General features: G+C 63.4%; 19 protein-coding genes and 1 tRNA gene. 11 read left to right on the forward strand and 9 right to left on the reverse strand.

The window, feature by feature from the left end:
- Positions 1–671 (forward strand): phosphoribosylformylglycinamidine synthase subunit PurQ (locus AAGD32_13185; GenBank protein ID MEM8875197.1); only part of this gene is annotated, 671 nt, incomplete at its 5' end.
- Here AAGD32_13185 and AAGD32_13190 read toward each other — a convergent pair.
- Positions 664–1,284, reverse strand: a complete 621-nt coding sequence (locus AAGD32_13190; GenBank protein ID MEM8875198.1) for a transcriptional regulator — start codon at positions 1,282–1,284, stop codon at positions 664–666. The two genes, AAGD32_13185 and AAGD32_13190, sit on opposite strands and share 8 nt — an antisense overlap.
- Positions 1,285–1,386: 102 nt before the next feature.
- Entirely contained in the window at positions 1,387–2,328 is a 942-nt protein-coding gene (locus AAGD32_13195; GenBank protein MEM8875199.1) for a UDP-glucuronic acid decarboxylase family protein, read from the reverse strand.
- Positions 2,329–2,397: 69 nt separating this feature from the next.
- On the opposite strand from AAGD32_13195, the gene AAGD32_13200 reads away from it, so the two are divergent.
- Positions 2,398–3,522: a substrate-binding domain-containing protein gene (locus AAGD32_13200; GenBank protein MEM8875200.1), complete on the forward strand. Its 1,125-nt coding sequence runs from the start codon at positions 2,398–2,400 to the stop codon at positions 3,520–3,522.
- Here AAGD32_13200 and AAGD32_13205 read toward each other — a convergent pair.
- Positions 3,519–4,328: a glycosyltransferase family 2 protein gene (locus AAGD32_13205; GenBank protein ID MEM8875201.1), complete on the reverse strand. Its 810-nt coding sequence runs from the start codon at positions 4,326–4,328 to the stop codon at positions 3,519–3,521. The two genes, AAGD32_13200 and AAGD32_13205, sit on opposite strands and share 4 nt — an antisense overlap.
- A 105-nt stretch (positions 4,329–4,433) precedes the next feature.
- Between AAGD32_13205 and AAGD32_13210 the strand changes: the two genes are divergently transcribed.
- Together AAGD32_13210 and AAGD32_13215 are read left to right on the forward strand one after the other, a co-directional pair.
- Positions 4,434–4,829, forward strand: a complete 396-nt coding sequence (locus AAGD32_13210) for a bifunctional nuclease family protein (GenBank protein MEM8875202.1) — start codon at positions 4,434–4,436, stop codon at positions 4,827–4,829.
- Between the two features lie 188 nt (positions 4,830–5,017).
- On the forward strand, positions 5,018–7,513 hold the full coding sequence (locus AAGD32_13215; protein ID MEM8875203.1) for a mechanosensitive ion channel domain-containing protein: 2,496 nt from the start codon (positions 5,018–5,020) through the stop codon (positions 7,511–7,513).
- Here AAGD32_13215 and AAGD32_13220 read toward each other — a convergent pair.
- The 5 genes from AAGD32_13220 to AAGD32_13240 form a co-directional block, all read right to left on the reverse strand.
- A tRNA-Ile gene (locus AAGD32_13220) sits at positions 7,511–7,583 on the reverse strand. The genes AAGD32_13215 and AAGD32_13220 overlap by 3 nt on opposite strands.
- 17 nt (positions 7,584–7,600) lie before the next feature.
- On the reverse strand, positions 7,601–8,944 hold the full coding sequence (locus tag AAGD32_13225; protein ID MEM8875204.1) for a hypothetical protein: 1,344 nt from the start codon (positions 8,942–8,944) through the stop codon (positions 7,601–7,603).
- Positions 8,945–9,050: 106 nt separating this feature from the next.
- A complete protein-coding gene (locus AAGD32_13230) occupies positions 9,051–10,019 on the reverse strand; it encodes a DUF1559 domain-containing protein (GenBank protein ID MEM8875205.1) in 969 nt (322 codons plus the stop codon).
- A 534-nt stretch (positions 10,020–10,553) separates the two neighbouring features.
- Positions 10,554–11,084 carry a pantetheine-phosphate adenylyltransferase gene (gene coaD / locus AAGD32_13235; protein MEM8875206.1) on the reverse strand — a complete coding sequence of 177 codons (531 nt, stop codon included), beginning with the start codon at positions 11,082–11,084 and terminating at the stop codon, positions 10,554–10,556.
- A 43-nt stretch (positions 11,085–11,127) separates the two neighbouring features.
- Positions 11,128–12,231: an AIR synthase related protein gene (locus AAGD32_13240; protein MEM8875207.1), complete on the reverse strand. Its 1,104-nt coding sequence runs from the start codon at positions 12,229–12,231 to the stop codon at positions 11,128–11,130.
- Positions 12,232–12,274: 43 nt separating this feature from the next.
- On the opposite strand from AAGD32_13240, the gene AAGD32_13245 reads away from it, so the two are divergent.
- From AAGD32_13245 to lysA, 3 genes are read left to right on the forward strand one after another with little or no spacing between them, the layout of a single operon-like run.
- Positions 12,275–13,186: an NAD-binding protein gene (locus AAGD32_13245; GenBank protein MEM8875208.1), complete on the forward strand. Its 912-nt coding sequence runs from the start codon at positions 12,275–12,277 to the stop codon at positions 13,184–13,186.
- 24 nt (positions 13,187–13,210) lie between these two features.
- Positions 13,211–14,086, forward strand: coding sequence for a sugar phosphate isomerase/epimerase (locus AAGD32_13250; GenBank protein ID MEM8875209.1), 876 nt, complete (start codon positions 13,211–13,213; stop codon positions 14,084–14,086).
- A 12-nt stretch (positions 14,087–14,098) separates the two neighbouring features.
- Entirely contained in the window at positions 14,099–15,367 is a 1,269-nt protein-coding gene (gene lysA / locus AAGD32_13255; protein ID MEM8875210.1) for a diaminopimelate decarboxylase, read from the forward strand.
- Here lysA and AAGD32_13260 read toward each other — a convergent pair whose 3' ends face one another.
- A complete protein-coding gene (locus AAGD32_13260; GenBank protein MEM8875211.1) occupies positions 15,368–16,549 on the reverse strand; it encodes a pyridoxal-dependent decarboxylase in 1,182 nt (393 codons plus the stop codon).
- Positions 16,550–16,586: 37 nt separating this feature from the next.
- Between AAGD32_13260 and AAGD32_13265 the strand changes: the two genes are divergently transcribed.
- The 4 genes from AAGD32_13265 (at position 16,587) to AAGD32_13280 (ending at position 19,202) form a co-directional block, all read left to right on the forward strand.
- Positions 16,587–17,183 (forward strand): UbiX family flavin prenyltransferase, encoded by a 597-nt coding sequence (locus tag AAGD32_13265; GenBank protein ID MEM8875212.1) that lies wholly within the window; start codon positions 16,587–16,589, stop codon positions 17,181–17,183.
- A gap of 64 nt (positions 17,184–17,247) precedes the next feature.
- A complete protein-coding gene (locus tag AAGD32_13270) occupies positions 17,248–17,970 on the forward strand; it encodes a hypothetical protein (GenBank protein ID MEM8875213.1) in 723 nt (240 codons plus the stop codon).
- A 24-nt stretch (positions 17,971–17,994) separates the two neighbouring features.
- Positions 17,995–18,312 carry a carbon storage regulator gene (locus AAGD32_13275; protein MEM8875214.1) on the forward strand — a complete coding sequence of 106 codons (318 nt, stop codon included), beginning with the start codon at positions 17,995–17,997 and terminating at the stop codon, positions 18,310–18,312.
- Positions 18,309–19,202: a 4-hydroxybenzoate octaprenyltransferase gene (locus tag AAGD32_13280; protein ID MEM8875215.1), complete on the forward strand. Its 894-nt coding sequence runs from the start codon at positions 18,309–18,311 to the stop codon at positions 19,200–19,202. The genes AAGD32_13275 and AAGD32_13280 overlap by 4 nt, the downstream gene beginning before the upstream one ends.
- Positions 19,203–19,210 lie beyond the last annotated feature (8 nt).

Below are 19,210 nucleotides of genomic sequence, written 5' to 3' on the forward strand. Positions count from 1 at the left end.
CGGGCGCGTCGGCCAAACGCGTGCATATCCGCCGTTTGTTGGAATCGCCGAAGGAGCTCGAACGCTTTCAAATCCTCGCGATCCCGGGCGGGTTCAGCTACGGCGATGACATCGCGGCAGGCCGGATCCTTGCGGACCAGTGCAATCGCCAACTTGCCGATCCCCTGCGTGACTTCGTCTCGGCCAGCAAACCGATCATTGGCGTTTGCAACGGCTTCCAGGTCCTTCTGCAAACCGCCCTGCTCCCCGGCGGTGCACTTTCCGGGAAAGTCGCGTTGGCGGATAATGCGCTGCCGAGATTTCAAGATCGCTGGGTCACGCTCGAGCGGCAGACCGATCACTGCGTCTGGACCAAGAACCTCACAGAACCGCTCGAGGTTCCAATCGCTCATGGAGAAGGCCGTGTGGCGGTCACCGATGATGCGACACTCGAACAACTACGCACCGATGGTCACGTCGCACTGACCTACACGGACGAAAACCCCAACGGCTCGGCCGGCAACATCGCGGGCCTGACCGACGCGACCGGCTTGGTGTTCGGACTGATGCCCCACCCTGAACGCTACGTCACCGCGGCCCAGCACCCGGCGTGGACAAGGCGCAATGACAAGCCCGACGCCGAAGCGCCGGGCCTGTCCATTTTCCGTGCCGGCGTCGCGGCGGTCAGGTAGCGGCAACCGTTTTCTTGGCCTTTTTCTTCCCGTTGCCGTTGATTGCGCCGAGCAACTGCGTGGCCATCTTCCGCAAGCCGCTCTTGGCACCGGCGACGAAGACTTCGAAGATCTCGTTGGTCGCGGCCATGAAGTCTTCCATGTCACCAAGCCGGCGTCGGCTGGTCGCGACCTTGTCTTCCTTCGCCGCCGCCGCGCCGACCGCACCAGCCTCGAGCGCCTCGCGACACTCTCGGATCGTGTCGAGCACCGGGTCCATCTCGCGTTTTTTCCGCTCGGCGGTAATGATGCTCATCACTTCCCAGACGTCCTCGAGTGCTTCGAAATAGTCCCGCCGTTCGCCGCGCCGGTGAAAACGACGGATGATGCCCCAGTCGCAAAGGGCCCGCAGCGACATGCTCGCGTTGCCGCGAGAAATGTTCAGACGATCCATCACGTCGTCGGTGCATTGCGGCTGACCCGTGACGAACAGAAACGCGAAAATCTCCGCCTGCGTCCGGTTGATCCCCCAAGTCGCGCCCATCTCGCCCCATCGGCGGATGAACTGATCCTGGACCTCGCAGAGTTGGTCGGCGACGGTGCGATGCTTACGAAGAGGTGTGTCGGTGGGCATGGTTTTCCTTTCAGCGGTCACTGAAAGGATAAGCCGTATTGCCGCACAAGGCAAGCGCATATTCTGGAACGACTGAAACGGTGAAAGACTTGTATCCCCGGCTCAGAGCCGTTCCCTGTAAAACTCGATCATCTTGCCCAGTCCTTCGCGGCGCTCGACCTTCGGCTCCCAACCCAGCAGTTCTCTGGCACGACCGATGTCGGGGCGACGCACTTTCGGGTCGTCCTTGTACACCCCCGGCAGCGGCAAATGCTCGATTTTGCTCCTGCTGTGCGGGATCAGGTTGAGCACTTCCTCGGCGATCTGCAAAACCGTCAGTTCGCTCGGGTTGCCGAGGTTGACCGGCTCGACGAAGTCACACTCCATCACCCGGTTGATCCCGTCCACCAGATCACTCACGTAACAGAGCGAACGGGTCTGCTTGCCGTCGCCGTAAACCGTGAGCGGCTCGTCGTGCAGCGCTTGCTTAATGAAGTTGATCACGACACGCCCGTCGGTCGGGTCCATGCGGGGGCCGTAGGTGTTGAAGATGCGGATGATCCGCGTGTCGGCGTTTCGTTCCCGGTGGTAGGCCATCATGCATGCCTCGGCGAACCGCTTGGCCTCGTCGTACATGCTCCGCAGGCCGATCGGGTTGACGTTGCCCCAGTAGCTCTCGGGCTGGGGGTTCACCTGCGGGTCGCCGTAGCACTCACTCGTGCTGGCCATGAGCACACGGGCGCCCTTCTCCAACGCGAGTTCGAGCAGATTCCACGTGCCCTCGCTATTGACCTTCATGGTCGCGACCTGGTTGTCGTAGTAGCCCTTCGGCGAGGCTGGCGATGCCATGTGATAGATGCGATCGACCGGGCCGTCGAGCTTGAGCGGCTGGATCAGGTCATGCTCGATGTGCGTCCACTTGGGGTTTCCGTCGAGATGAGCGACGTTCTCCTTGCGCCCCGTGATGTAGTTGTCGACACCGACGACTTCGTGACCCTGCCCGAGGAGCAAGTCGGACAAATGCGAGCCCAGAAAGCCCGACGCACCAGCCATGAGGATTCTCATGCCCGTAACTTAGCCCACTCATCGACACCCGCCATTGAATCGTGCGCAGAAGCATTTAGATTTTGCGACATGAGCGACACTCCGCCACGTATCGGCGTACTGGTCAATAACGTCGGCGGCTATTCGCGCGGCGTGATCCGGGGCATCGCCTCGTTCGCGACGGCGCGTGGCTGGGAGTGCCGCACGCAAGACGTGAACGCGACCGACTTGCCGCTCGCTCGACGAAAGTATGACGGGTTGATCATCCAAGCTGGGGTAGCCGATTTGCAGCGGCTCATCAGCCGTGTGCGCGGCCCGGTCGTCAATGTTTCCTCCGCCATGCAGGCGTCGCCGGTGCCAAGCGTCGTCACCGACGATGTCGCCGTCGGCAGAATCGGGGCTGATCTGTTTGCACAACGTGGCTACCGCCGTGCCATCTTCTACAGCCCGGACGATCGGCACTTTGCGGCATTGCGACATCGCGGGTTTGTCGAGCGCCTGCCTTTCGCCGCCCTATGCCGAACACCCGCCGAGCTGAAGCGAGCGCTGGGCCAGGAACATCCGCCCGTTGGGCTAATGGGTTGCAACGACCGGGCCGCGTTGGCGGCCTTGGACCTGCTCCGAGGCCTCGGGCGCGAAGTCCCCCGCCACGTCGCGGTTCTCGGCGTCGACAATGACGACCTCATGCAGTCGCTCGCACGTCCCGCACTATCGACGATCAACACCTCCAAGGAACGCATCGGTTTCGAGGCGGCCGCCCTGCTGGAGCGGCAGATGCTCGGCGAACGTGTCGGCGACGAGCCGGTTCGTATCGCGCCGCGCGGCATCATTCTGCGCCGATCGACCGATGCCGTCGCGGTACCTGACGACGCTGTCGCCGAGGCGTTGCAGTTCATCGAACATGACGCGACTCGCCGGGTAAGCGTCGACGACGTCGCGGAGCATGTGACGATCAGCCGCCGGCAGCTCGAACGTCGGTTCCGACAGACGCTCGGCCGTTCGATCCGCGAAGAGCTCGAACGTTGCCGGCTCGATCGCGCGCGGCAGCTATTGCTCGACACCGATCTGACTCTGCCCCAAGTCGCCGACGCCAGCGGCTTCGGATCGGCCAGCTACTTTTGCACGCTGTTCAAAGCCAAGACCGGCGGAACGCCGCAGGAGCTGCGTCGGCGGTTCGGCGGCCTGGACGCGCGCAACCCCGACGCGACCGGCTAACGGAAAATCCCGTAACGCAGGATCGCGCCGATCGCCCGCACGCCGTCTTTCCAGGTGATCTTCTTGCCCTCTTCGTAGCTGCGGCCGTAATAAGCGATGCCAACTTCGTAGATTCGGATGCGTGGCTTGAGCCGGGCGATCTTTGCGGTCACCTCAGGCTCGAAACCGAACCGATCGCATTCAAGATCGATTTGGTCGAGTACCTCCTTGCGGAACACCTTGTAGCAAACCTCCATATCGGTGAGGTTCAGGTTGGTGAACATGTTGGAGAGCCAGGTGAGAAACTTGTTGCCCATCGTGTGCCAGAAGAACAAGACGCGATGGGGCTCGCCGATGAACCGACTGCCGTAGACGACGTCGGCTTTGCCCTGCACCATCGGCCGAAGCAGTTTGACGTAGTCGGCCGGGTCGTACTCGAGGTCGGCGTCCTGAATAAGGATCGCCTCGCCGGTCGCATGCTTGAACCCTTCCCGGAGTGCCGCACCCTTCCCACGGTTGGCCGGCTGGTGCTTGATGACGAAGTGCGTGCCGGGGTGCAGCGTGGTCAGTTCGTCGAGTTTCGCGGCCGTGCCGTCGGTCGAGCAGTCGTTGACACAGACGATTTCCCGCGTGAGTCCCGACGGCAGTTCGGCATTAACGACCAGGCTGATCAAGTGCTGAACCGTCACCTCCTCGTTGTAGACCGGGATGATGACCGACACCTTGCGAATCTCGACCTGGTCGGGCATCGACGGGTGGCCGGGATAACTCGGCAGATCGTTCAACGGTGCCGGGCGGGCAGGTGTGGGCGGGATCGGCTGACTCATCGGTTGACTCGCGGCAGGCATGCTAGCCCGGCCGTGTCGACGACCCAACCGCCGCCCGCAGAACGCCGCTTGCCCCAAACGCTCTCGCAGCGCAAGCTAGCGTCCATGCCCGTCCGCATGGAGCTCAACAAGATCATCATCTCCGAGCTGGCCGACCAGCAGGTGATCGTCCTCCGTGAGATCGACGGCGAACGCACGTTCCCCATCGTCATCGGCACGGGCGAAGCCGTCGCGATCAGCCGACGACTCAAGGGCGACGTTCCGGCGCGGCCCATGACCCACGAGCTACTCGCCGACGTCATCGACAAGCTCGGTGGCGAAGTCACCCGCGTCGAGATCACCGACCTCCAGCAACACACCTTCTTCGCCCGGATCCACATCCGCCGCGCGGACGGCGAAGAGATCAGCATCGACAGCCGACCCTCCGATGCCATCGCCATCGGCATCGCGACGCAAGTCCCGATCGACGTGAACGAGTCGGTCCTCTCGGAAGTCTGCTAAGCCGGATCGCCCACCGGTGCCTAGTCACTTCACCGCTGGCATCGGCGGTGGACTGTTGTCAAGATCAGGCGATGCACCGTTTCCGGATTCCGCGTGTTTCGTCCCCGGTGCGGGTGAGCCAATGGTGGGTTGTCCTGATTTGTGTTGCCTGTTGCACGAATGCGACGGGGACGACCGCTCCGCCGGTGGTGTCGGAGATCGACGAGTTGCTCGCCGAAGCCGAGCCGGTCGAGGAAGTCACTGCAACGCCCGAAGCGGTTCAGCAAACCATCGCGGCCGAACTTGCCGAGAAGGTGGCCCGTGAGCGACGCCGGCAAGTGCTTGCCAGCCGCGATGCCGTGCGCGAGGTGCTGGAAATCGGGCTGTCCGGTGACGAGGTTGGTGAACTACTGCGAGAAGCCCGGCTACGCGCCCCCGACCCCGACGACGTCCGCCGCCGCGTTTCCGAACGCAACCGACAACTCGCCAACGTCAAGCTCGACCTTGTCCGCCTGCTCGAACGTCAACGACTCTCCGACGACCCGGGCGAAGTACTACGCATCGGCGACGAGCTCGTGACACAGGAGGCGTACCTTGACGCCCTCGAACGGACGCTAGCCGCCGAGACAGAGCTTGCGAATGACGCGAGCGAACTGGTGGCCCTGCTAGATAGCCGGTTGCTCTGGATCGGCAGCGCACCGGCGGTCGGGCCTGACTGGCTTCGGCAGGTGGGCGTCGGGCTTCGATGGATCACCGATCCGCAGGGCTGGATCGACACCGGCCAGACGCTGACCCGACGAGTTCTGCAACAGCCACTGGTCTCGGTGTCCATCTTGATCTTCGGCGGCGTCCTGATGCTCTCGCGCTTCAAGATGAAGACCCGCCTGCGGCAGCTGAACGAGAACGTCGGCCGACTCAGTACCGACAGCTTTTTCATCACGCTGCGCGTGTTTATGCTGACGCTGCTCCTATCGATCGCCGTGCCGCTCTTACTCATGGGGGTGGGTGGGTTGCTTGTCACGCAATCGGCGAGTCGATTTGCGAGCGCGGTCGGTCAGGGCTTGCTCGCGGCCGGCGCGGTCATGCTGGTCTTCGACTTTTTCCGCGGTATGTGCCGACCCGGCGGGCTCGCTGATGCACACTTCGGCTGGAATTCCAGTGCCCGGCGGAACCTATTGAACAATCTCGGCTGGCTGATCGTCATCGAAGTGCCGGCCGCGTTCGTCGTCCGCATGTGCGACACCGGAGGTCAACAAATCCTCCAGCAAGGCTTGGGGCGGTTGGGATTCATGATCGGAACGCTCGCGCTGGTGGTGTTCATAGCACGGGTGTTTCGGCCCAGCAGTGGCGTCTTCTCGGAACTGATGAGCCGAGACGGCTGGGCTTGGCGGCTACGCCGGCTCTGGTATATGCTCATTGTCCTGCTGCCGTGCGTGCTGACGCTCGCTGCGGCGCTGGGGTACTACTACACCGCAACACAGGTTCAAAACCGGTTCTTTCAAACCGGCGTCATTGTCCTGTTCGGCATCGTCGTTTACAGCATGCTGACGCGATGGCTTCTCGTCACACGGCGGCGTCTTGCACTCCAACAGGCACGGCAACGACTCGCCGAGCAACGAGAAGCCGTCGCCCGCAAAGGTGAAGCCGAGACCGCCGCGTCGGGCGAAGCCGTACCGGAACTTGACACGAAGACCATCGATGTTGAAACGGCCAGCGGGCAGACGATCTCGCTGCTGCGCACGGCGGTGACCGTCGGCGTGCTTGCGATCCTGTGGGCGGTCTGGGGGGATTTGCTGCCGGCGTTGCGTGAGCTTGGGTCGTTCAACGTCATCGATCCCACGATCGATGAGCAAGGCGAGACGATTGTCGAAGCGGTCACACTCTGGTCGCTGGCGCTGGGCGTTGTCGCTGTTGTGCTCACCGTCATCGCGGCTCGCAATCTGCCGGCCGTGATCGAGTTGATGGTGCTCCAGCGGTTTCCCCTCGATGCCGGCGCACGCTACGCGGCCACCACGCTCACGCGCTATGCCGTGATCGCCGTTGGTGTCGTGATCGCCTCGAACTTCATCGGCATCGACTGGTCCAAGGCACAGTGGGTCGTCGCGGCCCTGGGCGTGGGACTCGGTTTCGGATTGCAGGAGATCGTCGCGAACTTCGTCAGCGGCCTGATCATCCTCTTCGAGCGACCGGTCCGTGTCGGAGACGTCGTGACCGTGGGCGACGTCAGCGGCACCGTGAGCCGACTGCAGATCCGGGCGACCACCATCACCGACTGGGACAACAAGGAAGTCCTCGTACCGAACAAGAACTTCATCACCGATCAAGTCATCAACTGGACACTGAGCAGCCCTGTCACGCGTCTGTTGATCCCCGTGGGTGTCGCATATGGCAGCGACGTCGCCAAGGCTCACGCGGCGATCAGCGGCGCCGTCACGGGCGTGCCAGCCGTGCTTGACGAACCGGCACCGAGCGTGCTGTTCATCGGCTTCGGCGATAGTTCGCTCGATTTCGAGGTCCGCGCGTTCGTCAGCGATTTGTCCAAGCGTTTGCCGACGTTGCACGAACTCCACATTGCCATCGATGCCGCCCTGCGATCCGAGGGCATCGAGATCCCCTTCCCGCAACGTGACCTTCACCTGCGTAGCAGCGACATCGGCGGCTTCGGAAGCCAAGCCTCCGGGCAGACAGTTACGGGTAAGAAGTAGCCCCGCCCGGATTCGAACCGGGAACCGAGCGATTATGAGTCGCGTGCTCTGACCGTTGAGCTACGGGGCCGATGGGGATTTGGTATCTTAAGTTCCTACGGCACGGTAGCCGGCACGGGCGGCGTCTTCGAGGCTCTCGAAGAAGATCAGGTCCGAGCGATCGGCATCACGCCAATTTTCAAGGTTGGCGTCGATGGATTGGCTGCCGCGGAGGGCAACGATGGCGGGACGAAGCTCGTGCTCACAATAGCCACAGCGGAGCAGCGGGAAATCGCGGCCGGCGAGGTCGAAGCGTTGCCGGATGTGGCCACGCTCGGAATCGGCATTCGTAACGCAGCGGTTATTGGTGCAGGCATAACGGCCCGGGTCAACGCTGGCGTCGGCATGGGGCCGGGCATTGCCGAAGCCTTCATCGAGAAGCGCGGCGAGCAACGCCATGCGAACCGGGACGCCATAGGCAGCTTGCTTGAAGTACACCGCCCTAGCGTCGGCGTCGAGGTCGTAGCCCAGCTCGGTCACACGCGGCAACGGGTGCATGATGCGGCTGTCTCGGAAGGCATCACGGCCAAGGAACTCTTTGTCGATGCGCGGGTATCTACCACCGGTATCTCCGTCTTGCCGCTCTTTCTGACTACGAGTGACATAGCAAACGTCGACCTGCTCCAGGTAGTTCTTCAACGCGGGCTTGGCGGCGTCCCCGACGTCGGGAACGAGCGAGAGTTGATGGTCGCGGTCGGGTTGCTGGTAAACGACATCGACCGGAACATCGCCATCGGAATCCACAGGAACGCCATGCACGTCGAACTCTTCGCGCAATCGTCGGCGAACGTGTTGGGGTAAGCCAAGACCGTCGGCCGCGAGCGGGATGATCGTCGCACCAAAGCGGGCGAGGGCGTAGATGAGCGAGTGGATGGTGCGTCCGTGTTTGAGGTCGCCGCAAAGCAGGACGCTGGCGTTGGCAAGGGTTTTGTGTTCGCGGCGAAGCGTGTAGAGATCGCAGAGAGTTTGGGTCGGGTGTTCGTGACCCCCGTCGCCCGCGTTGATGACCGGCACACCGGCAAAGTCCGCAGCAACGCGGGCGGCTCCTTCCCATGGACTGCGAATCACCAGTACATCGGCGTAGCTTTCAATGACACGGACCGTGTCGGCAATGGACTCCCCCTTGCTCGCGGAACTGCTTGCGGCATCGGCACTGGAAACACAACTACCACCGAGACGTGTCATCGCACTCTCGAAGCTCAGACGAGTCCGGGTACTGGGCTCAAAGAAGATAGTGGCGAGAATCCGCCCATCGGCGTCAGCAACTCGGCCGGTCAAACGATGGCCGTTAGTGGATGTACCGAGCGCTTCGAGGTAACGGTCGGCCCGCCGGAAAACGGCCTCGATCTCATCGTTAGACAGATCGTGGATGGTGGTGAAATGTCTCGGCACTGTGGGTGGATGATAGTGGAGGTCATCTAAAGCATGAAAAAACGGCTGGGCACCGTGAGATGCCCAGCCGCGTTACTGAGAAATGAGTTGAGATCAACCCATCAGCCTAGGGGGTGCCACCACCCGGAGTAGCCGCGATCACACCACCAGTGTCATCATCGGTCGGGAGCAAGATGGTGTCGAACTTGTCGTACGACGGACCACCGACGACAGCCGCCGCACGGTTCGAGGGATCACCATCGACCGGATCAGCCGTACCGGCCGTGAAGATGTTGTCCCGGCGGATGCCGACGAACGGGGTGTTCTCGAAGGTGACGTGACCGTCAGCGTAGAGAACGTTTTGGCCGTCTTCGCCGTGGTTGTTGGAGTTCGCAGCCTTCATTTCCTGGGTCGAGCTGTCGACAGTAACGCCAAGGACGTCGTCATCGACGGTGCCACCGCCAGGGTTCTTGTCAGAAGCGATCGCGAAATCAGCGGTCATCGAGTTGTTGAACTTGAACCCACGCGAAACCGCAGCGGTGCTCGGGTAGGGGTTCTGGTACGAGTACGAGAGGTTGTTCTGAACCGTGGTCGACGGCCAGTTGGACCACTCGGTGGCCTCGTTGGACTTCGAGCCGGCACCGGGAACGGTGGCGCCAAACGAGAAGTCCCAACGCTCTTGGTTGCTGCTCGGGCAAACGAAGACTTCGCTGGTGATGTCCTGGGTGCGGAGCACCATGAACAAGGCGGCGGTCACGTCGTTGTCCAGAGTCACTTCGGGGAGCGTGTCATCGTACGGGTTGGCACCGCCATCAACGAACGCGGCTTCACCCTCAGGCGTACCAGCTCTCACGGTGTCCGCGGTAGCACTGTCGTAGTTCGAACGCGGGAAAGCACCATTACGCTCTTCGTTAGCGTAAAGGATCATGGCCAGACCGATCTGACGCAGGTTGCTGGCGCACTTCACGCGGTTCGCGGTCTCGCGAGCACGGTTGAGCGACGGCAGGAGAATAGAAATCAGCAGCGCGATGATGCCGATAACGACGAGCAGCTCGACGAGCGTAAAGCCCTGCTGCTTCTTGCGGATAAGCTTCATGTGAAGCCCTTTCTTCTGTGCCGGCCCGTGCCACCATCTCACGTCGACATAAGCGTCGCATTGGATGAGGTATCAAATGAGGACAGGTTTCAAAGCGGCTATGGCCACTCGATTGACGCATCGCTCAACGATCCACGGTGTTGGGTATCCGGCTTCCTTCGTTAAATGCCGAGGCGAACGTCACCAAGGCTTTTCAAACGTTCGGTTAATCGAGCCTGCCCCGTATTGGCAACCGTTGCGATCACCGGGCCTGCTCGGATTGTTCTGGTCCGCAACTGTCGTCACGGGACAGGCCAATGGTCCTCTACGGGCCTGACGGATGCGAGATTACTGAACTCAACGTCCTTGTCAAGCGGTAGATGATCGTTTCACAGGCATGGCGATTTCGTGTTGCACGATCTGGTGGCAGTACATCAAGAATCGCCGATTTCGCACCCAAAAGACACGTCTCCAACCCGAAAGTTAGCCGACACATTCACAAAATATTACCGATTCGGGCTGTCGCCTGCGCTGAAGGATTAGGCATGTCCAGCGTTATCGGTGCCCGTCGGGATGCGACACCTCGAACGCACCGGCCCGCTGCTTGTCCTCCAACGCCCTGACCACCGAAGCGGGGATCTGCTTGCTGAGCGCTGTCACGTCGCCGCCGAGGGTGCATATTTGGCGGATCAGCGAGCTGCTGGTGAGCGCATATTGCTCGCCGGTCATGATGAACACCGTCTCGACGGCCCCCACCGCCCGGTTGGCCAAGGCGAGTTGGAACTCATAACGCAAATCGGAAACGTCCCGGATGCCACGGAGGATCGCGACGGCATTGTGCTTGCGGACGAAGTCGGCAGTCAGGCCGGTGTAGGTTTCGACCCGAACCTTCGGCTCGCCGGCCAGCAGCTCCCGCACCATCGCCGCCCGCTCATCGAGGCTAAACAACTCACTCTTGCCCGGGTTGACGCCAATACCCACAACCAACTGGTCGAAGAGCTTGACACCGCGTTCGATCACGTCGAGGTGGCCGTTGGTGATTGGGTCGAACTGTCCTGGGAAGACGGCGACGCGCGGGGAGTCCATCGGGGGAGCATACTCACGTTAACATGTGACGAAAGCTCCCCGGCTACCGGAGATTGAGCGACTCTGCCGCGTAACGCAGGCCCAGGCTCGGAACTTCGACCGCCTTCTCGCCATCGCAAACCTCGCCCGCATCCCAGGCGCGGTGTCCACACGCCTCGGCGGCGGCGACCGTCTGCTCGACCTCGTCAGGCCGGACGTACGCCGCGAAGCCGACGCCCATATTGAAGGTCGCCCAGGCTTCCTCGGCGCTGATCGGGCCGTTGTCCATGAGAAACTCGAACAAAGCCCCAGGCTCGCCGGGCGTGTCGATGCGGTATGTGAACGGTGCATCAAGCCGCATCAGCTTGCGCCAGCCGTGGCCGGTGACATGCACGAGATACTTCGGCGTCACGTCGGCCTCTCGTAGCTTGCCAACGAAGTCGGCATAGATCGCGCTGGGTGCGAGCAATCCCTCGCCGTAGGTGCGCCCGTCGCCGAGCGTGCTGGCATAGCCATCTGGAAGACGATCGGCGAGTTGTCGGCAGAGCGTGAGGCCGTTGGTCTGTACGCCGGTCGATGCGAGGAAAACGATCCGGTCACCGGCCCGGATGTCGCCGGCGACGCGGTGTGCCTTGTCCATCTGCCCGACCGCACTGCCGGCCAACACGATCGCGTTCGGCTCGACGATCCCGGCCAACGCCGGCGTCTCCCCGCCGCCCCACACCGCGCCGCTACGCCGACAGCCCTCGGCAAACCCGTCCGCCAACGCCTTGGCCCGGGGTTCGTCGTTGAACCAGTTGGAATCTCCCACCGCCGCGTGCATCGCGATGCTGATCGGCAATGCGCCGACGGTGATCAGGTCGTTGACGATCGTCGCGACGGTGTCGATGCCGACGTTGAAGTAGGCCTGCGGATCATCCACCGCGTCGGCGACAAGATTTTTCGTCCCGAGGCCCTCCTCGACGTGGGCGAGATAGCCGGTCGGTGTTTCGAGAAGGTACGCGGATTCGCCACGCGTGCCGTCAGCTTCCTTGACGCCGTGCTTGCCGAGTAGCGAAACCGTCGTCGCCGCCGCCCGCTGGCAAGCAACCTTGAACGCGTCCAGCTTGTCGTAATCGACGCCGCTGCCGGCGTAGGTCATTGAGTGATCAGGCGAATCGTCGGGCACCGCCGGAGTTTGCCACGGGCATCGCATGTGTTCAACTAACGCCATGCCCGACGCGCTGGTGATCACGGCGGCCGACACGGTCGAGTTCGCGACCTACGACGCCCCGCCCCTGCCGAGCGGCATGGTCCGGCTCAAGACCCGCGCGAGCTGCCTGAGCCCCGGCACCGAGCGGCGAGTGTTCAACGGAGTGGAACCGGGCATGCCCGCCTTCCCGCTCATCCCCGGTTACGCCGCGTGTGTCGAGGCGGATGGGAAACGGTTCGTCTCACGCGGCTCGCAAACCACCGGGCCGTTCAACCGCTGTTGGGGTGCGCACCAGAGCGAGCACGATGTCGACCCGGCGAAACTGATCCCCGTACCTGACGGCGTGACCGACGCTCAAGCAAGTTTCGCGGTGCTCGCGGCGATTGCCTTTCACGGCACGTTCGCCATCGACCGGCCTGGGCAGCGCGTCCTCGTCATCGGCCTGGGCGTGATCGGCCAGTGCTCGGCCCGCATTCTGCACGCACAGGGCCATGATGTAACCGCGGTCGATCTGTCGCCCGACCGTGTTGAAGCAGCATCCGCCGCCGGGCTCGACGCATACGTCGGCATTCCCGCCGCTGGCGAGTACAACGCCATCGTCGACGCGACCGGCGCCCCGGATGTCATGCGAAAAGCGATCTCCCTGCTCCGCGGTGAGCCATGGGGCCAGTCGCCACCGACACCGCCGCGATACGTTGTGCAAGGCAGCTATCCCACGGACATAGCCTTGCCATACAAAGATGTCTTCGGCGCCGAGGCGTCGATTCACTTTCCCAGGGACTCCGGGCCGAATGATGTCGCACAGGTTCTCGCGCTCATCCAGGCGGGTCGGCTGAAGATCGACGACCTTTTCGAGACACGCGATCCACACGACGCGCCTTCGATCTACCGCAACGGACCCGATCGACCGACGGCCGTCTTCGAATGGTGAACCCGGCCGACCTACCCTCGCTCCATGCCGACCCTGGCGAATCCACCGGCCACGATTCCGCTCGACCGACTCGCGTTCAGCACCAATGCGTTCAAGCAGACCAACCTCGCCGGCGCCCTTTCGGACATCGCCGAGATTGGCTACGCCGGCGTTGAGCTGATGGCCGACATGCCGCACTTCGCCCCGGCCCGGATGTCCGATGCCGAGTTGAAACGAGTCGCGCGGGCGGCGGAGGACATGGATCTCAAGGTCTCGAACATCAACGGCTTCACCGGCTTCTGGGCGGGCGACACTTACCACCCGACCTGGATCAGCAACGACCCGGCCGACCGCGACACGCGCATCAAACACACCCTCCGCTGCATCGAACTGGCCCATTTTTGTAAGTGTAAAACGGTCTCGCTCCAGCCCGGCGGACCGACAATCGGGACCGGCCTGTCACGTGATGCGGCGTTGACACGCTTCGCCGACGGCTTGCACGAAGTGCTCCCCACCGCCGCGCGTCGGGGCGTGACGCTCGCCATCGAACCGGAACCCGGGCTGCTCATCGAATCGGCGGCGGAGTACACGCGATTCAAAAAGCGGTTCTTCCCCAACGAGAACCTCGTGCGCATGAACTGCGACCTGGGTCACCTGTTTTGCGTGGGCGAAGACCCGGCCGAGACGATCCGCGCGTTGCCGGCGGAAATCGCTCACGTCCACCTCGAAGACATCGCCGCGACCCGCGTGCATCAACACCTCGCACCCGGCGACGGTGCGTTGGACTTCCCGGCCATCTTCGCCGCCCTCGCGGAGGTCGGCTACACCGGCTGGGTCACCGCCGAGCTCTACCCGTTCGAAAACGACGCCACCCGAGTCGCTCAAAAGTGTTACGACGTGCTCAAACCGATGCTCGGCTAAACTGCCCCCAGCATGGATCATTTCAACTACCGCAACGGCAAGTTGCACTGCGAGGACGTGCCGGCCGATGAACTGGCGGCGAAGTTCGGAACGCCGTTGTTCGTGTATTCCAAGGCGACGCTGCTGCGGCACTACGAGCAGGTGCGTGATGCCTTCGCGGAGCTTGATCCGTTGATCTGTTACTCGATCAAGTCCAACGGCAACCTCACACTCTGCAAGCTCCTCGCCGGCGCCGGCTGCGGATTCGACGTGACCAGCGGCGGCGAGTTGCACCGCGCCCTCGCGGCGGGTGGGGATCCGTCCAAAATCATCTACGCCGGCGTCGGCAAGACCGACGACGAAATCGCCCAAGCCCTCCGCACCGGCATTGCCGCGTTCAACGTCGAGTCCGAAGCCGAGATAGAGAACATCGACCGCATCGCGGGCACGCTCGGCAAGACCGCCGTCGCCGCGATCCGCGTCAATCCCGACGTCTCTCTCTCGGCAACGCACGTTAAGACAACCACCGGCAAGAAGGAAACCAAGTTCGGCGTCGACCTCGAACGCGCTGGTCAGGTCATCCGCGAGTCCGCCTCCCGCAAGCACATCCGCGTCGCCGGCATCCACATGCACCTCGGCTCGCCGATCAACGAGACCGAGCCGTACATCAAGGCGATCGAGAAGATCAACGCGCTCATCGACGAGCTCGAAGCCGACGGACACCACATCGAATGGTTCGACATCGGCGGCGGATATGGCGTCGATTACGAAACCGGGCAAGCGATGCCGATCGGCGAGTTTGCCGAGGCAATGGTGCCGATGCTGCGTGGGCGCAAGTACCGAATCGCGATCGAGCCGGGCCGGTACATCAGTGGCAACGCGGGCGTCATGCTCACCAAAGTGCTCTACCGCAAGACCGGCGGCGAAAAGAAGTTCGTCATCGTCGACGCGGGCATGAACGACCTGATCCGCCCGACGCTCTACGAAGGCTTCCATTTCATCTGGCCCACGCACGTCGAGCCACCGACGCGGGGCAGGGACGTCCGCGTCGACGGCGATGAGAAGGTCGACATCGTCGGCCCCGTATGCGAATCCGGCGACTACCAGGCGAAAGACAGGTACCTGCCCGTGACCGAGCGTGGCGACCTGCTTTGCGTCCACACCGCCGGTGCGTACGGCTTCGTGATGAGCAGCAACTACAACCACCGTCCGCGTGCGGCCGAGGTGCTCGTCGACGGGACCAACGCGACGATCATTCGCCGCCGCGAGACCTATGACGACCTGCTCGCCCTGGAGCAATAGCTACGCGGCCAGCACCGCATCAACAACCCGCATGGGATCGGCTTCCGGGTGCGCCGCCACACTCCGCAACCACGGCTCGCCATCCACGACAGCGAACGAAACGAATGCGCCTTGAAGGTGTTGCCGCGTGAGCGCCGGATCTTGGTCACGGCGTCGCCAAAGCACCACGCCTGTCTGCGGTGCATGCCGGAGCTCCAGCGTCGGCTCCGCATCGACCCGTCCGGCCAGCGCATTGGCCACGTCCATGCACTGATCCAACCGGTCGGCAATGCCTTGCCGCCCCCACGCCAGCAGCGTCGCGGCCAACGCCATCGCCGGAGCGGCCGACCGACTGCCCTGCACCCCCACGTTCGGCGCAGTCAGATAGCCGGACCCGCGACTGATCAACGCCTGACGCGCCGCGTTACGAAACAAGATCGCCGCCGATTCCTTCGGCTGCCAAAGCCACTTGTGACCGCTGACCGCCAGACTGTCGGCCTGCTCGATCCCGCGTAGCAAGAGACAGTGCGTTTCCGAGAGCATCAGCGGCCCGGCCCACGCCGCATCGACGTGCGTCCAAGCTGCACGACCGACTTCGATCAGCGGATCAATGGCACCGCTGGCGGTTGTGCCCGCCGTGAGTACCAGCACCGCATCCGCTAGGTCCGGCAGATGGTCCGGCCGCAGCCGTCCGAATCGATCGGTGTCCACCATTTCCAACGGCAACGCAAGGATATGGGCAGCCTTGGCCACACTCAGGTGCGCTGCGGCCGAGGCGACCACCCGCCGCGCCCCCGCTTCCCGCGCAGCCCACAGTGCGGTGAGATTCGCCAAGGTCGAGCCAGCGCACAGATGCCCGCCGCCCATGCCGAACACCTCACCGAGCCAGCCAACTACCTGCTCTTCCAGCTCCCGCGCGGCTGGGGCGGTGTCGGGATGCAAGAGGTTCTGGTTGGTCGCCGCAGCCCAAAGGTGCGCCGCCCACGCCACCGGCGGTGTGGGTGGATCCATGTGAGCCAGAAATCCCGCATCACCCAGCCGACGGGCCGCGCGGGTCAATGGGCGTAACGCCGCCAGTGCCGCCGGCTCGCCCCAGCCGATCCGCGGCAGCCGGTTCGGTAGCGTCGGCGGCTGCGTGTTCGGGTCGTGCAAGTCTTCGCCGAGCCAATCGGCGGCGGCGGTGATCAGCGGTTCAGTCGGCATAAGCCATGGTATACTGAGCACGGTGCTAGGCTGGTGCATGCGAATCGTCCTTACCATCACCGGTGCCAGCGGAGCGCGTTACGCACAGCAAACCCTGCGTGGTCTCGTCAGTGCCGGCGTGGAGACGCACGTCATCATTTCCCCGCTCGGGCGACGCTTGCTGCACGACGAACTCGGCATGGCCAAGCCCGACCTCGCCGAACTCGCCGGCACGCAGGATCACGGCGCAACGCTCCACAACTACAACGACACCGGGGCCCTGCCCGCCTCCGGTTCGTTTCTCCACGACGGCATGGCGATCGTCCCGTGTTCGAGCAACACCCTCGCCGAGTGTGCGCATGGGCTGGGTGGCAATCTGATTTCGCGTGCCGCCGCCGTCACGCTCAAGGAGCGCCGCAAGTTGATCATCGTCCACCGCGAGATGCCGCTGAGCCCGCTCGACGTCGACAACTACGCCCACCTCAATCGTGCGGGGGCGATTCTTTGCCCGGCAAATCCAGGGTTTTACTTGAATCCGCGCACGGTCGAGGAAGTCATCGACTTCGTGGCAGGCAAGGTGCTGGACTTGCTCTCCGTCCAGCACAAGTTCGACACGCGGTGGGACCCCGCCGCCGTTCGTCCGCCGGCCCCATGAATCCGGTGCGGGAACCTCCGGTTTACCAACGACGTCACGCATTAAATGCCGTATCCGACCCACGTTGAACAAACCAAAGCCGCAAGCGGAGGACGAACCACCGACGCGTTCGACTCGGCGTCCGGACGTGGTGCCGTGGCGAAATGTCGGTTGGTGGCGACGCCCGCCGATGTTCGTGGCCGTACTGCTGGCGATCGACCTCGTATTAGCGGTGGCTTACGTCCTGACTCGTCGTCTGCGCGAGGATATCCTCTCGATGGACGTGGTCGTGCTCTTCGATCTCGACATCGAGGGCAACATCCCGAGCTGGTGGTCGACAGTGCAACTGGTGTTGGTCGGCATGTTGCTGATCAACTTCGTGGGCATTCAACGCCGTGTAGGCCGGGGTGCGATGTGGGCGGTGATCGCCGCGACCGGGTTCATGTTCCTCTCCCTAGACGAAATGGTCGGCCTGCACGAACGTGTCGCGGCCGCCATCGGGGACACGATCAAGGTCTTTGCCCTTGCCACCGCCGTCCCCTTGCTCATCGGCGTTGCCGTCATCAGCAAGATGGCTTGGCCCGACATCAGCCGCGACCCCCGCGTCCGCACGCTGATCTTCGTCGGCTTCGGCGTGTACATTCTCGGCTTCGCCGTCGTCGACGAGCTGGGCGAGTTCATCGAACGCGACACCCTGCTCTGGCGGATCGAGGTCCTCGTCGAGGAGACGCTCGAGATGGTCGGCGTCTCGATCCTCGCGTGGGCCGCGTGGCTGCTCGGGACGGTCCATCGACTGCGACCCTGCTAAACGCACTGCTAGACTCTTGATGCGATGCACGTCTTCGAGCGTCAGGAAGATCAGTGGCTGCTCATCGGCCGCGACTACGCGATCGGGCCGACCGACATCGACGCCGACGCGGGGATCGTTCGCTTCATCGCCAACGGGCGACGCATCGGCGGGCCCGAGGACGGCGAGGCGTTCACCGACAGCCACGAAGTCGCCCGCGGCCAGACCGTCGAACTCGGGCCCAACATCCTGCTCAACGTCCTCGAAGTTCGGCCCGGCAGCGTCCGGGTGTCGATCCACGCGCCCAAGCACATGACGGTGCTCACCCGTGAAGATGCCGAGCGGCTGTGGGGGCGACCGTGACCGCCGCGACCCTGCCGCAAAAACTCTCGGCGTTCGCCGCCGACATCAAGCTCTCGCACAGCGTCTTCGCGTTGCCGTTCGCCCTGCTCGCGACGTGCCTCGCCGCCGTGCGTAGCGGCGGATTGCACGTCGGGCAGGTGCTGCTGATCCTCCTGTGCATGGTCGCGGCCCGCACCACGGCGATGGGCGCGAACCGGTACTTCGACGCCCGGCTCGACGCGCTCAATCCACGCACCAAGGGACGCGCGATTCCGTCGGGGACGCTCTCGTCGCGGTTCGTCGTCACGGCGATCATCTTCAACGCGGCGTTGTTCCTGCTCGGCTCGGTCGGCTTCGGCGTGTTCTTCGACAACTGGCTGCCGGCCATCCTCGCCCTGCCGGTCATCGCGCTGCTCTGTGCGTACCCGCTGTTCAAACGCTTCTCGGCGTTGTGCCACTATTACCTGGGCCTCGCCCTTGCCATCGCTCCGCCGTGCGCGGAGATCGCCATCGCCGGGTCGGTGACATTGCCGGTGCTGCTCATCGCGGTCGGCGTGCTGTGCTGGACGGCGGGGTTCGACATCATCTATGCCACCGTCGACCGCGGCAGCGACGTCGAGACCGGCGTCCACAGCGTTCCCGCCGCCGTGGGTATCGGACGTGCATTGCTCATCAGCCGGGCGACACACGTCGCCAGCGTCGCGGCCTTCGTCGGCGGGGGACTGGTCAGTGCCGAGCTTTCGACGTTGTACTTCATCGCCGTCGCGATCGCGGCGGTGCTGCTGATCGTGGAGCAGTCGTTGGTAAAGCCGAACGATTTGAGCAAGGTCGGCCTGGCGTTCTTCACGGTCAACGGCGTGATCTCGCTGGTGGTCGGCACGCTGGGCATCATCGACGTGTATGTCGGTTGAGCGGCCGC

This window comes from Planctomycetota bacterium (assembly GCA_039182125.1).
Lineage (GTDB): Bacteria > Planctomycetota > Phycisphaerae > Tepidisphaerales > Tepidisphaeraceae > JBCDCH01.